Genomic DNA, 14,170 nt, shown 5'->3' on the forward strand with positions numbered 1-14,170 from the left:
TCATCACAAATGGAATGCACTAGACCCAACGATGGATCACCCTATGTGCGAGAACACGAATGCTGATACGGATGTTACACAGGATCAATCATCACAGGTAAATAACCTTCAAAGCTCTATTGAATCCATTGTTATAAAAGATTCATGTGATGTGGACGTATCATCAACCGACACCCAAGCCGCATTGAACATTCAGGTTGCACTTCAAGCTGCAATTGCCTTAGTTATTAGTATATCAATAGCAGATAGTAGTACCGGAGATGCTATCACACAGGATCTATATGCTAAATTAAAATCTAGCCAGGTGAATAAACAACACACGTATATTGAAAATTCCCGCGGTGTAAACGTAACAACAAGAGATACAGACATCGCAGTAAATGCCCAACTACTATTACAAGTATTGATTGCATTAGTTGTAAGACTAGACATCTTGTAATGATAGGTTACCACACACAACCCCATTTCCTTCCTGGGATCATATAAACGGTATAAAACATGATGAAGTCTCATTGCCCATCACTTCGATTAGAAGACAAATTGAAAATGAGCGTTGCTAAATAGTATAAAAAACAAAACTTGACAAGACCATCTCCAATTTGGAATGGTCTTTATTTTTTGTCTAAAACAATAACTATCTTTTACGATTCCTTGCTAAAGCACACAAAAATGCTGCCCGAGGATATCTCAGGCAGCATAAGGATTTTTTAGCAAGTGAATAGACAATGGAATTTCTGAAATAAAATTTAGTGATTTGACATACATTTACTACTAGGCTACTTACTATTGCAAAAAGGTTACAACTTATTAATAACCTCACTAATTTCATTGGTAATCATTAAAGTTTTCATTCCATCTTTAGCTGAAACGAAAGGATTTGTATCTAGCTGAATACAATTTATAAAGTCCAACAGCTGGATGGTTAATGGCTGTATGGAATTATCAACTCGAATCGTTTGCGTTACCGTTACCGGATAATTGTTAGCATTCTCTTTCATCGCACGTGTCAGTTTCATTTCTCCATCAAGAATATTCGCTTCCATAAAAGCATTTTCCGTTAAAATTTTTATCGTTCTCATTTTTTTCTTTGCTTTAAAACTTGCCGTCAACTGTGCTGTAACGCCCTGTGAAAGTTTGGTGATGACAACAGCATGTTTTGGGGTATTCTCCAATACATTTCCAAGTGCGTAGAATGTCACAATTTTATCATGAAGAAGCTCATGTAAAATATAAAGATCATGAATCATTAAATCCTTCACAACATCAACCTTTTCCATTCTCTCGTCATATGGGTTCAATCGTTGAAAATCAATTCCTATAATAGACTCGCCTTCCAACTCTTTTGCAAGAACTTGAATGAAAGGATTGAAAAGTTCAATATGCCCCACTTGGAGTTTAACGCCTGCTTCAGTGGCTTTTTGGTCTAAATCTTTAGCCTGAGCAACTGTACTCGTAATTGGTTTTTCCATTAACATGTGGACGTTGTGTTTAATGCAAGTTAAACCGATATCATAATGAAATTCTGTCGGTACAGCAACACTGACGGCATCGACGGATTGCAGCAAATCACGGATCGATTGAAATTGCTTCACCTTATACCTTTCAGCAACTTGGTGCCCTTTCTTTTCGTCATTATCGTATATACCGACAAGCTGGCAATGATCATGTAACGATAAATATGTTCGCACATGATTTTCTCCCATATTACCTGTTCCAATTACGCCTACTTTCATAAAATATCTCCTCACTCTATATAACTGCTCATTGATATCCTATGCACAAGCAGTTAGATGAGATAGACTACCATAACGAAAAAAATAAAATTGGCTTTTGTTACGGGGGATATCAAAAGCGGAAGCGCCCGTTAGCGACGTACGGACTGGACTGAGCCGTAGGAAATAAAGGAAACACGGTGAGCATAAGCGAACCGATGTTGACTTATCATACGGAGGTGAGGGAAGTCTCGCTGGGCGCTGAAGCTAGATGTGGCCCGTCCCGTCTGAGAAACATATTTGATCCAAAATTTTATACCTTCTCCAGGGCTAAAATACTAGACTATATAAAGGAAGGTGATGGAAGTATGTTAAATGTATTATTTATAGCCGAAGACACGTCAGAACAATTACATAAGATGTACCATTACTTGGAACAGGAACTTGCCAAGACAGTGAACTTGACGATGTGGAGGAATCCGGGTCATATGGATTATATATTAAATCAACTCCCCGTTAGACCGGATTTTATCTTACTGTTAAATGATATTGGCAGGCAAATGAAACCATTGATGAACGGCCTATCCCGCACTGGTATTCCCACTGGTCTCTTTGTGAATGATGTTCATCGCCTTGTAAAGCTTAGAAGGAACTATGTAACCAAACATAACATTGCTCATTTGTTCACGGTTACACGGGATAAATTTATCGAACTATATCCAGAATTCATTAACAAGATGGAATGGTTTCCACACTTTGTTCAGACGGAAATTTATCGCGACTATGGTATGAAAAAAGATATCGACTTATTAATGATGGGAGCGGTTAATGATATTTATCCATTACGGCAAAAAATAGTAGAAGCATATGAAGGAAATCCGAATTTCACTTATCATAGGCATCCAGGTTACCAGAATGTTAGCAGAATAGATAAGGATCAACATTTTATTGGTCAAAAATATGCAATAGAGTTAAATCGGGCGAAAATCGTGTTCACCTGTCCATCCGTATTTTATTATCCAGTCATAAAATATTTTGAGATACTTGCTTGTAAATCCCTACTACTCGCTCCAACGTTTCCTGAATTAGAGGATCTCGGATTTATACCTGGCTATCATTTTGTACCGATTGATGAAGATGATTTCATGGAAAAAGCAGCCTATTACGTAGCGAATGAAACAGAACGTAAACAAATTGCCGAGCAGGGATACCAATTTATCCGGCAAACGCATTCCGCAAAAATCCGAACCGAGCAACTCGTTAAAAGAATCGAAAGCATACTCCAACAATGAGAGGAAAGGAGGTTTTTACTTGTCTGACATTCCAGAAAGCGTACAACTGGGTAATCATGTCGTGATTGAAGAAAATGTAACCATAGGAGAAAATGTTGTGATTGGGCATCATACAACAATTTTGGCAGGCACCCGCATTGGTGATAACGTCACAATTGGCTGTAGTTGTGTTTTAGGAGTCAAACCAGCCGTCAACAAGCGAATGCGCAAGTCGTCCAAGATAAATACACAACTCATCATTGACTCCGAGGTTAAGATCGGTCATTTAGTATCCATCTACGCCGGTACGAATATCGAAAATAATGTATTTATTGGGGATCACGCAAGTATTAGAGAAAATGTTTCGATCGGTAAGGAGTCAGTGGTTGGAAGAGCAGCTATTGTCGAATTAAATACGATAATAGGAAAATCTTGTACCATTCAAACGCAGGCCTATGTAACAGGAGACACGACACTGGAAGACGATGTTTTTATCGGTCCTTGTGTATCCATGTCTAACGATAAATACATGGGAGCAAAACAATATTCGTTAAAAGGCCCTTACCTTAAAACAGGAGTTAAAGTTGGTAATAACGCATCATTATTGCCAGGAATTGTAATCGGGTCCAATACCGTTATCGGTGCAGGTGCTGTTGTCACCAAAAATATGGATGATGATATTGTTGCAGCTGGGGTTCCAGCGAAGAAACTGACTTGACAGGAATATTATCAGAGAAAGGTAGGATTACTGTGCCAAAAAAAGTTTGCATGGTTGTAGCATATCATCCATTTATGGACGCGAGAATTTTCAAGAAAGAAGCAAAAAGCCTGCAAAAAAAGGGGTACAACGTTACGATGATTGTTCCAAGAAGGAATGGACATTTGTTCGATATTGATGGTACCCCTTTTACAAAGAGTTTTAGAAATAAAGTTTTCACCTATGATGGAATAAAAATTGTCACGTACAACTGGGAAAGCTGCAAAAACCACTTAAATAAAGTCTTAAGCAATGAAGAAATATGGGAGACTCAAGGTTTTAACAACCATTTAACCCAACTCGCCATCCAGCAAGACGCCGATATCTACCACACACATGAGTACCTCTCTCTTTTCGCTGGAATTGGTATAAAAAGGTTAATGAAGAAGCGAAAAGGAAAACATGTTAAATTAATTTACGATAGCCATGAATTGACCCCTGATCCTTTAGACACAAAATATCCTGAAGAAACGAGAAAGAGTCTGCAACAAAAGCTTCTTTACATGCTTGACGAAGTAGACTATGTCATCACTGTTTCCGATTCCATTAAATCATGGTATTTAGCACATAAACCGAATTTGCCTATCGAAGTGATTTATAATTCACCCCCGCTTGCTAAAAATTATCTACCTAAAGAATATCATTCAAATAATGTAACGATTGGTTATGAAGGAAATTTTGATGATAAAAAAGGAATGAAAGAAAAGATTATCGGCATTACAGAAATATGCGCCAAAAAAACTGATTTTCAATTCAAAGTTATTGGCGGAAGTCGATTTGGTAGTTCATTTTCAATACCAAATCATCTACAGGATAATATACAACTAACCGGATGGGTTGATTATCAACATCTTCCAGACTATTTAAATGATGTTGATATTGGCTGGATTGATCTTGAAAATGTTGAACACTCCCTTAATCGAAAATATGCCTTACCAAATAAATTCTTTAGCTATCTGAACAACGGTATACCAGTATTAGTAAACAAATGTCATGAAATGGAAAGCTTTATTCGTAAACATCAATGTGGCTTTGTTGTCGAAAAGACGAATGCAACGGCTCAAGATTATGCAGAAGCATTGCTACATCTTCAGGAAGATAAAGGCAAATTAAAACAAATGAGTCAGAATGGCCGTAGTATAATGGAAAGCTTGTACTCATGGGAAAAGATGGAGAATCGATTATTCCATGTTTATGATCAACTTCTCACATGAAATCAATTAGAGACAGATTTTTAACCTTTTCATATAAGGCCCTATTCATAATGCTTGTTACTTTTAAATTTCGTAGTTGCTATATTATGTGCAATAACTAGAAATCAAGTTCGGAGTTTTGACAACCGCTACGGGAAAACACTACGCTTTCCGCGGGCACGGCTTCAGCCTCCGAAGCGGAAAACCGCCGCTTCGAAGTCTTCAGACACGTGCTGGGGCTGCGCTAACTCGCCCCACCGAAAACCATTGTTCCCGCAGTCTCCGAGTTTTCCCTTCGCTAGTAGGTGCTATTACTTGATATACATGCTATATCTACACAAAAATTAGGGAACTTCTACTAGTGGAGTCAGAATACGTAGACTCCTTGAAAATACAGTTCGATTTTATGCGTGCGATGTAATGCTGCCGAAGCTTTCCTTGTCCTGCGGGGTCTTCAGCTGTTGCTTTTCCCGCAGGAGTCTACTTGTATTTCCTCCACTAGTATTGTGATTTAAAACTCATTACATTCAGCTATTGCTTGAGTGAATTTCTGTTCAAGGGTGAAAAAGTCTTGTGTAACGTTAGAATCCATGGCTTTTCCCTTGTCGATAATCAGAGCACTACTACCAGCGGAGGCAGAATACGTAGACTCCTGCGGGAACAGCACGAGTCTGAAGACCCCGCAGCGGCGGTTTTCCGTGAGGAGGCTGAAGCCGTGCCCGCGGAAAGCGAAGTATTCTGCCGGAGCGGAATTCAGACATTGCATCATCATTGTTACGAAAGGAAATTTCATTGTGTCGCAGTTTATATCTATCGTGAAAAAAACAGCAATTTTAGTAAACAGCAATATTAAAGAGGTGAGTTTTTTGGAATCAAAATCAATGAATACTATTAAAGTAGTAATGCACGATCAATTTGAAGCTGCAGGAAAAAAGATTGGAGACGAATGGCTTGTCCCGCTTTCTCTAATAGAAAAAGGATACAACATTAGTAAACAATGGAATGAAAAAGAGGAAACGTTAAAAATTAATGTGACTAATGCAAGAGTATCCGAGATTAAAAACTATGATCATAAAGGGAATTATTTACATTATGACAAAAATAGAGTTGAAAACTGGAATGTAACATTCACGCCTGATGGAATACCAAAAACAATTTATCCCCATGGTCAATATTTTAACCCGTCTACTATTGCTCAATATGGCTTGCAACATTATAGTCTATATCTAAAAAATAATGATACCGTTAGTAAAGGTAAATTTTTAAAGGTAGCCAATTGGTTTGTAAATAACCAAGATTACCGTGGTGGCTGGGCATATAGCTTTGATCATGACTTTTATCCAAATAGGTTAGATAAACTAAAAGCTCCATGGTATTCGGCTATAGGTTTAGGGAATGCGATGTCAGTTTTATCACGAGCATACTTTTTAACAAAGAATACGAAATATAACAGTTGTGCCCTGAGAGCCAAAACACTTTTTAAAACACCATCAGCTAATAACGGGGTGCAGGCTAAATTTGAAAATAGATTTTTATTTTACGAGGAATGCCCTACAGATCCCCCCAGCTATATTTTAAACGGCTTTATGTTTGCCTTAATTGGACTATATGATTTATATAAAGCTACAAATGATAAAGAAATAAAATGGTTATATGATGAGGGAATCATTTCACTAAAACGAATGCTCCCGCTATATGATTTAGGAAACCGTACAGCATATGACCTAACCCATTATACAACAGATGGTGGATTTCCGAATGTAGCAACGTGGGGATATCATATCGGGCATATTCATTTGCTGGCTGCGTTGAATTCAATCGAGAAAGACCCGAAACTGGACGAAGCTTTACTACGATGGAAAGGATATTTAAAAGGGAACGTCAAATAAGGTCATTTAATTTTATTTAAGTAAAAACACACGTAAAAATGAGGTGAGATTTAACTCACCTCATTTTTACGTGTGTTTACATTTTTTCGTAATTAATGGCCATCGTTCTGTTTTGTCTCTTTCACCCAATTCACCGTACGCATTATCCCATCCTTAAAAGGTGTCTTTTGCATCTGACCAACCATATCAACAAGTTTTCCCACTGATCCTCGATGACTTTGAACATCTGCCTTTCGAGCAGGCTTTTTAAGAATAGTTCCCTTATATTTCATACTATCAACGACCGTTTCCACTACTGTTTTAATGGATGTCTGCTGGTCTGTCGTAACGTTTACACATTCACCAGGAGGGATAACGGAAAATACTTTTAATACGATATTAGCCGTATCCTGTACATAAATATAATCTCTTGTTTGTTGACCATCCCCATGGATCTCTGGGGCAGTTCCTTCTAAGATTTTTTTAATGGTAAGTGGAATGACCCCTGCCATCTCTCCTTCAAAATTTTGCCTCGGTCCATAGTTATTAAAAGGCCGAACAATAAAAGCATCTAAATCAAACATTCTTACATAAGACTGCAGCATCAAATCTGCCGAGGCTTTCCCTGCTGCATATGTTGTCAATGGGATAAGGGGATGTCCTTCATCCATAGGTTGGTATTGAGCTGAACCATAGGCCTCTGATGATGAAAAATGACATAATGTTTGAAAAGCATTTTTTCGTTGAAGTTCCAATAAATTTTTTAAGACAAGTACATTTGTCAAAAAAGCATTGGCAGGGTTCATGAAGGAATAGTTTAGCGGTTTGGTTGCGCAGTTAAAGACAATGTCAATCTCATATTTTTCGATGATGTAGGTAAGTGCCTCTTGATTCTCAGCATTATCTACATGGAGGATTGCTCCCTTATTTAATGCATGATTTAAGTTATCTTTTGTTCCGATAAATAGATTATCCATAATGATAACTTGGTTTGCACCCTCTGTTATTAGCTGATCTACCAAATGACTACCAATAAAACCGGCACCTCCAACAACTAAAATGGTGCTATTCTTAATTGATTGTCGTTTCAATCTTTGTCCATTCCTTTCTAAATGTTTATTTAAGGCCCTTTTCGTATGATTGTTGCTTTTTCATTTCGTAGTTGATATAAAATGCGACATAACTTTTTACGTGACTTCCACTCATCCTATAAAAGAGAGTGCTAATCCAGCGCTGCGGAAAAATACTCGCTTTCCATGGGGAACGCTTCAGCCTCCTCGCTCGCAAAGAACGCTCGCTGCGGGGTCTTCAGACTGTTCCTTTTCCCATTGGAGTCTCGCATTTTTCCGCAGCTTAGAATAGTTTTCTGTTCAAATGATAAAAACTTTTCTAAACGTCGATTCAAATGGGCAATAACCACGCTATAATCAAAAGTTCTCTACCAGCGGAGGCAGAATACGTAGACTCCTGCGGGAACAGCACGAGTCTGAAGACCCCGCAGCGGCGGTTTTCCGTGAGGAGGCTGAAGCCGTGCCCGCGGAAAGCGAAGTATTCTGCCGGAGCGGAATTCAGACATTGNGCTTGAGTGAATTTCTGTTCAAGGGTGAAAAAGTCTTGTGTAACGTTAGAATCCATGGCTTTTCCCTTGTCGATAATCAGAGCACTACTACCAGCGGAGGCAGAATACGTAGACTCCTGCGGGAACAGCACGAGTCTGAAGACCCCGCAGCGGCGGTTTTCCGTGAGGAGGCTGAAGCCGTGCCCGCGGAAAGCGAAGTATTCTGCCGGAGCGGAATTCAGACATTGTATCATCATTGTTACAAAAGGAAATTTCACTGTGTCGCATTATATATCTATTGTGTAAAAAGCAACAAATGTCTTCGATTGGGCGAGGAATCGCAGTCCCAAGCTTTTAGAAACAAGCCTAAAAATTCAATCGAGATTGTCCGCCGTCTACAGTTATCGTTGAGCCAACAATCCAGGAGGCTTTATCGGAAGCCAAAAATACGGCAACATTCCCAATCTCCTCCGTTTTCCCAAGTCTTCCTGCTGGTATTTTATCGCGGGCATAATTTTTAAGGAAATTGGAGTCCTGTTCCAGCCTGTGTTTCCATACTTCATTCGGATGATAAATAGCTCCTGGTGCAATTCCAACTACACGAATATTGTGTTGGATTACTTCAGAACTGAACGCTTTTGTAAAACTGATTAAAGCTGCTTTTGATGCATTATAGGAAGGTAGCCCTCCAGCCTCTTTTCCATAGATGGAGGAAATATTAATAATAACCCCTTTCTCATTATCTATCATGTGCTTACTCGATAACTGACATAAATGAACCGCAGCAATGTAATTTAATTCCATCGCTTCTGTAAATACATTTGGAGTTGTATCTAGAACTCTATTTCCATGACTAGCACCCATATTATTCACGAGTACATCAATCCTATTAAAATCATAGATAAATTCACTTATTAACTGCTCTCTATTTTCATATTTTGAAAGATCACTTTGATAGATTTGTACGTCTAGCTCTTTTTTTGCACGTAATAGTTCTTTATTATTTCTAGCTGCAATTCCAACATGTGCCCCTTCATCAAGAAAAGCTTTGGCGATCCCTTTACCAATCCCCCTTGAGCCCCCAGTAATTAATACCTTTTTCCCTTTTAAATTTAAATCCATTCTTTACTCCTCCTAAAATCTTGCATCCCCGCTTCCTGTACAAAAAATTGCCAACTAGAGATAAATTCGGCTAACTAGTTGATAATCTACATTTCTCTGACAGAACACCTCCCCCGTTTCTATCAACACACATTTATTTATATTTGTATGAACAATCGAGCAATGTTGTTAATACGTTAATACTAATTATCTCAACTTTCGCAGCGTGAAATAGACAAATAAGCCTTGATAAAATGTGGAAGGATGGATATTCACTACTCAAGTTGACTTTGGATTAATCACATTTAAACAAGTTTTGACTGCTGGACTCTTTTCTATAAGTACACGCATTTCCCACCGTCCGGGATCGTTCCGGGTGGATGCTTTCCGCGGGCACGGCCTCAGCCTCCTTGCCCCGGCGAGGGGTATGTCGACGTTGTCCGCAAAGGACGGTTTTAGTCGACCCTCCTTTTCCAACCACTCTGCGGGGTCTTCGGACACGTGCTGGGGCTGCGCTAACTCGCCCCACCGAAAACCATTGTTCCCGCAGGAGTCACCACCCTCCACTCACCCGGACTAGTGAAGCGGTAGAATGCGACTTGGTAGAACACATACTACTACAGTTAATGGTAGTAAATGCAAAACCAGTGGAGGAAATACGCGGAGACTCCTGGGGGAGGAAAGGCCTAGGTGAGACCCCGCAGTGCGTTAGCACGAGGAGGCTCAGCAGCCGCCCCCGGAAAGCGTAGTGTATTTCCGGAACGGCGAAGGAGCAATTTTTTAGTTATTACACATTTTGTATATAAATCAACAAATGTTTTCAATAGGGCGAGTAATCGTAGCCTCAATCTTAACAGTCTTTAGGTTTACCAGAGTTGTCAAGGCAATTATTAGAGACGTTCAAAGTTTGCCTCAGCTAACTGTTTGATCATATTTTATTGGTGCGAAAGTTGAGTGATTATGAAGAAAATAATAAAGGGTGGAGATAGTGATTGTGATTCAAACCTATTTTATGCCTATCTTTCTTTTACGATAGTTTCTTAGCCTAGATACTATCGTAGGCGAAACGTTTCTATCCGGGTTATTCCTCCCTTTCGAACACGCACTTATACGACGATCCACAAATAACGTAATGAAAGGACAGATACATTTGAGAGTATTGCATATTTCTTATGGTTCTCCCATGATTGAATTGTCAAAGGGATTACAATTAAAAGGGATCCAATCTACATCTTGTCACTTTGATGAGCACCCGTTTAACTTCAAACCAGATTTATGTTTAAACTTAAATTTGCTACCACAAACAACCAGACGTGCTAAAATAAATCAGTTCCTGCAAAAATCAATCCAAGCGTATGACATCTTTCATTTTCATTTTGGTGAAACATTTTTTCCCGATAAGAAGGACTTGGAAATTTTAAAACGAGCTGGAAAGAAAATGGTTGTCCACCATCACGGTTCTGATGTTCGACTTCTTTCGGTTGCCCAAAAAAACAATCCTTATGTGCGGGTAAAACCGGAATGGACAGAGGAAAAGATAACCAATAATTTATCTATTTTATCGAAGTATATTGATCATGCGATCGTACAGGATTATGAATTAGCAGGGTATATTTCGGATTCCTATAAATATGTCCATGTTATACCACACGCAATTGATCTCAATCAATTTAAGCCACAATATCCACCAATGAACAACACTGCTCCCCTTGTTGTTCACGCTCCGACAAAGCGAAATCTAAAAGGGACAGAATCCATTATCGAAGCCGTTAACCAGCTAAAAGATTCTGGTCTTTCGTTTGATTTCAAGTTAATTGAAGGGATGAATCACCAAGAAACAATGAACCTTTTAGCTGCTGCAGATATCGTGATTGATCAGCTACAAATTGGTTCATACGGTTATTTGAGCTCAGAGGCAATGGCTTTGGGGAAGCCGGTTATCTGCTATATCAGAGAGGATCTAAAAGCTAAATATCCGAAAGAACTACCTATTGTTCATGCGAATCCGGATACAATTACAACGGTTTTGCGAGATTTAATCAACCACCCAAATCAATGGAAGAATCTCGGGGTACGTGGAAGGACATATGTCTATAATTATCACCGTACCCAAAAGGTGATCAATCAGTATGTTGATATTTATAGAAAGCTCTAGCGAAAGAGGTGAGTAGTTCTCATCCTTTCGTTATTTACTTTTCTTGAGGATGTCTATTATTGTTTTCGATGTATTTCCATCTCCAAAAAGCTGTGGATATTGTTTAGGGACTTGGAACGACTTCACCGTATCAACGATCAACTGCGAATCAGCACCCACCAAGTGATTCCAGCCAGATCGTATCGTTTCCACCCATTCTGTTTCATCCCGTAATGTCATACAAGGAACCTGCAACATGTAGGCCTCTTTCTGCACCCCACCTGAATCTGTTAAGATAGCTTTTGCCTGTGATGCAACAGCTAACATATCAAAATAGTGTAATGGCTCCACAATTTTTATAGGCGAAGACGAAATGAATTCGGTTAACCCGAATTGGTTTATTTTCCGTTCGGTTCTAGGGTGTAGTGGAAGAATAACCTCCATATCTAATTGCTGAAAAGCGTTCAAAATCGATTTTAACCGTTCGGGACTATCCGTATTTTCGGCCCGATGAATCGTTGCAAGATAATAATCCACTTCGGTAAGTGATAATGCTTCTATTATGGTCGATTGTTGCAGTGCATGATGTTTAAAGCGCAGAACGGCATCATACATAATATCCCCCGTTCGATAGACACCCTTTTTGATCCCTTCCCTTTTCAAATTTTCAACAGCAGTATGTGAAGGACAAAATAACCAATCCGCAAGATGATCTGTTATCACCCGATTGATTTCTTCTGGCATATTCTTATTAAAACTGCGCAATCCGGACTCCACATGGGCCACTGGAATATGAAGCTTAGAAGCGGCCAATCCCCCAGCAAGCGTTGAGTTCGTATCGCCGTACACCAATACCAAGTTCGGTTTGACGTCGATCATAACTTTCTCTAACTCTATCAGCATTTTACCTGTCTGTTGTCCATGTGAACCAGACCCTACCCCTAAATAATAATCTGGTTTCGGCAGTTTCAATTGTTTAAAGAAGACCTCGGACATATTTTCATCATAGTGCTGCCCGGTGTGGACCATAATTTCTTCCAATGTTGAATCCGACTTTAAATGGTCAGACAGCATACACGCCTTGATAAACTGTGGCCGTGCTCCAATAACTGTTAAAATTTTCATCGTTCTCCCCTTCCAAGGATCGTATAATCCATTGTATTCGTCACTGGTTATTTGTGTCTTATACCAAATGACCACACCTATAATCAGGTTCTAAACATATTACACAAAAATACAAATAGGATAGAATGAGCAGGAACACAGAAGAATAACAACTTTCACAAGCCTATGTTGGAGGAATAGTGATGAGCAAAAATGTTTGTTTTCTCATAACCGAACATCCCTTTTTAGATGCACGTATTTTTAGAAAGGAAGCAAAAAGTCTCAGCACGCAGGGTTATCAAGTAACGATGATTGTTCCGAGAAAAAATGGGTACTTGTTTGATGTGGACGGCAGTATTTTTCGTGACCAATTTCGAGCTCCGGCATTTTTTCATGAGGGTATCAAAATTGTTACATATGAACAGATGTACCCTGAAAATCAAATTAAAAATCTTCATTATAACCTTCATTCTGGTGATCATACTCGTTTTACCGATCCTTTAGCCAAATTAGGAATTGAACAACAGGCAGATATTTACCACGCGCACGAGTTTTTCTCCCTTTATTCTGGAATCGGAGTTAAGCGTGCTTTAACGACAAAAGGAAAAGCGTGTAAATTAATTTATGACAGCCACGAACTAGAGCCAGACCCACTTATAAGAGAATCGCGAAATACAAAAAAGCTAAAAAATGAAATGCTTGCCTCGATGCTAGATGAAACAGATAGTGTGATCACGGTATCCGAATCGATTAAATCACGGCACCACACGATAAATCCTAGGTTGCCAATCGATGTTATCTATAATTCCCCACCATTAGCACCTAACTATAAACCAGGTCAAGGCAGGAAACGTGATCTAACTATTGCATTCGAAGGTGTCATTGATTCGAAGCGAGGAAGTTTTAGAAAATTGATGGATATCGTGAAGCTGTGCAACAACACCTTTGACCTGAAAGTCCGAATTATTGGCGGTGTAAAAAAATCTAGCAAACAGCAAAGCCTCCCTATCCCTTCCCAACTAGTAGATAAAGTGGAATTTACCGGTTGGCAAAGTTATGATGCCATCCCCAAAGCAATGCAGGACGTTGATATCGGCTGGATCGATTTAGATGCGGAACATTCCCTGAATAATCGGTATGCGATGCCAAACAAGTTTTTTAGCTATTTAAATAATGGCATCCCCATATTAGTCAATCAATGCAACGATATGGAACGTTTTATTGAGGCCTATCAATGCGGGTATATCGTAAAAAGACGACAGGCCCAAGCAACAGATTATGTTCAAGCACTCATTCAGCTCCACTCCAACCGCAAGCAAATTTTTGAAATGAGTAAGAACGCACGTAACATCATGGAAACGCATTTCAGCTGGGAACAAATGGAGAAAAAATTGTTCGCTGTTTACAATCGATTAAATTGATAATCATGTTGTTGATGTAAAGATCGTGAACCTAACAAAACAGTCCAATCA

At 39.1% G+C, this 14,170-nt stretch carries 12 protein-coding genes; 7 read left to right on the forward strand and 5 right to left on the reverse strand.

The genetic code is table 11. The annotated features are described in order from the left end of the window. Positions 1 to 31: 31 nt before the first annotated feature. Positions 32 to 439, forward strand: a complete 408-nt coding sequence (locus C8270_RS18485) for a spore coat protein (protein ID WP_106498597.1) — start codon at positions 32 to 34, stop codon at positions 437 to 439. A gap of 358 nt (positions 440 to 797) precedes the next feature. Here C8270_RS18485 and C8270_RS18490 read toward each other — a convergent pair whose 3' ends face one another. Further along, the gene (locus C8270_RS18490) at positions 798 to 1,733 is read right to left on the reverse strand and encodes a Gfo/Idh/MocA family protein (RefSeq protein WP_106498252.1); all 936 of its coding nucleotides are present in this window, start codon (positions 1,731 to 1,733) and stop codon (positions 798 to 800) included. A gap of 347 nt (positions 1,734 to 2,080) precedes the next feature. Here C8270_RS18490 and C8270_RS18495 point away from each other — a divergent pair, with 347 nt between their 5' ends. From C8270_RS18495 to C8270_RS18505, 3 genes are read left to right on the forward strand one after another with little or no spacing between them, the layout of a single operon-like run. Beyond that, on the forward strand, positions 2,081 to 3,004 hold the full coding sequence (locus tag C8270_RS18495; RefSeq protein WP_106498253.1) for a glycosyltransferase family protein: 924 nt from the start codon (positions 2,081 to 2,083) through the stop codon (positions 3,002 to 3,004). A gap of 19 nt (positions 3,005 to 3,023) precedes the next feature. After that, positions 3,024 to 3,701 (forward strand): acyltransferase, encoded by a 678-nt coding sequence (locus C8270_RS18500; RefSeq protein ID WP_106498254.1) that lies wholly within the window; start codon positions 3,024 to 3,026, stop codon positions 3,699 to 3,701. A gap of 32 nt (positions 3,702 to 3,733) precedes the next feature. After that, positions 3,734 to 4,954 (forward strand): glycosyltransferase family 4 protein, encoded by a 1,221-nt coding sequence (locus C8270_RS18505; protein WP_234028595.1) that lies wholly within the window; start codon positions 3,734 to 3,736, stop codon positions 4,952 to 4,954. Between the two features lie 490 nt (positions 4,955 to 5,444). Here C8270_RS18505 and C8270_RS20155 read toward each other — a convergent pair whose 3' ends face one another. Next, complete coding sequence (locus tag C8270_RS20155; protein ID WP_158701778.1) at positions 5,445 to 5,726, reverse strand: hypothetical protein; 282 nt, start codon at positions 5,724 to 5,726, stop codon at positions 5,445 to 5,447. An 88-nt stretch (positions 5,727 to 5,814) separates the two neighbouring features. Between C8270_RS20155 and C8270_RS18510 the strand changes: the two genes are divergently transcribed. Beyond that, the gene (locus tag C8270_RS18510; protein ID WP_158701779.1) at positions 5,815 to 6,822 is read left to right on the forward strand and encodes a D-glucuronyl C5-epimerase family protein; all 1,008 of its coding nucleotides are present in this window, start codon (positions 5,815 to 5,817) and stop codon (positions 6,820 to 6,822) included. Positions 6,823 to 6,914: 92 nt separating this feature from the next. On the opposite strand, the gene C8270_RS18515 is transcribed toward C8270_RS18510, so the two are convergent. Both C8270_RS18515 and C8270_RS18525 read right to left on the reverse strand, forming a co-directional pair. Beyond that, positions 6,915 to 7,892, reverse strand: a complete 978-nt coding sequence (locus C8270_RS18515) for a dTDP-glucose 4,6-dehydratase (protein ID WP_106498256.1) — start codon at positions 7,890 to 7,892, stop codon at positions 6,915 to 6,917. A gap of 833 nt (positions 7,893 to 8,725) precedes the next feature. Next, entirely contained in the window at positions 8,726 to 9,481 is a 756-nt protein-coding gene (locus C8270_RS18525; protein WP_106498258.1) for an SDR family NAD(P)-dependent oxidoreductase, read from the reverse strand. A gap of 1,111 nt (positions 9,482 to 10,592) precedes the next feature. On the opposite strand from C8270_RS18525, the gene C8270_RS18530 reads away from it, so the two are divergent. Beyond that, a complete protein-coding gene (locus tag C8270_RS18530; protein ID WP_234028596.1) occupies positions 10,593 to 11,615 on the forward strand; it encodes a glycosyltransferase family 4 protein in 1,023 nt (340 codons plus the stop codon). A 30-nt stretch (positions 11,616 to 11,645) separates the two neighbouring features. Here the strand turns inward: C8270_RS18530 and wecB are convergent, their stop codons facing one another. Next, complete coding sequence (gene wecB / locus C8270_RS18535; protein WP_106498260.1) at positions 11,646 to 12,719, reverse strand: non-hydrolyzing UDP-N-acetylglucosamine 2-epimerase; 1,074 nt, start codon at positions 12,717 to 12,719, stop codon at positions 11,646 to 11,648. A gap of 182 nt (positions 12,720 to 12,901) precedes the next feature. Between wecB and C8270_RS18540 the strand changes: the two genes are divergently transcribed. Beyond that, positions 12,902 to 14,119, forward strand: a complete 1,218-nt coding sequence (locus tag C8270_RS18540) for a glycosyltransferase (RefSeq protein WP_106498261.1) — start codon at positions 12,902 to 12,904, stop codon at positions 14,117 to 14,119. Positions 14,120 to 14,170: the final 51 nt, after the last annotated feature.

The sequence above is a fragment of the Lentibacillus sp. Marseille-P4043 genome, from assembly GCF_900258515.1.
Taxonomy (GTDB): Bacteria; Bacillota; Bacilli; order Bacillales; family Amphibacillaceae; genus Lentibacillus_C.

Coding starts and splice junctions, on each gene's coding strand:
- C8270_RS18485 (WP_106498597.1), top strand. CDS start 32: ATGGATCACCCTATGTGCGAGAACACGAATGCTGATACGGATGTTACA.
- C8270_RS18490 (WP_106498252.1), bottom strand. CDS start 1,733: ATGAAAGTAGGCGTAATTGGAACAGGTAATATGGGAGAAAATCATGTG.
- C8270_RS18495 (WP_106498253.1), top strand. CDS start 2,081: ATGTTAAATGTATTATTTATAGCCGAAGACACGTCAGAACAATTACAT.
- C8270_RS20155 (WP_158701778.1), bottom strand. CDS start 5,726: ATGAAATTTCCTTTCGTAACAATGATGATGCAATGTCTGAATTCCGCT.
- C8270_RS18510 (WP_158701779.1), top strand. CDS start 5,815: ATGAATACTATTAAAGTAGTAATGCACGATCAATTTGAAGCTGCAGGA.
- C8270_RS18525 (WP_106498258.1), bottom strand. CDS start 9,481: ATGGATTTAAATTTAAAAGGGAAAAAGGTATTAATTACTGGGGGCTCA.
- C8270_RS18530 (WP_234028596.1), top strand. CDS start 10,593: ATGAAAGGACAGATACATTTGAGAGTATTGCATATTTCTTATGGTTCT.
- wecB (WP_106498260.1), bottom strand. CDS start 12,719: ATGAAAATTTTAACAGTTATTGGAGCACGGCCACAGTTTATCAAGGCG.
- C8270_RS18540 (WP_106498261.1), top strand. CDS start 12,902: ATGAGCAAAAATGTTTGTTTTCTCATAACCGAACATCCCTTTTTAGAT.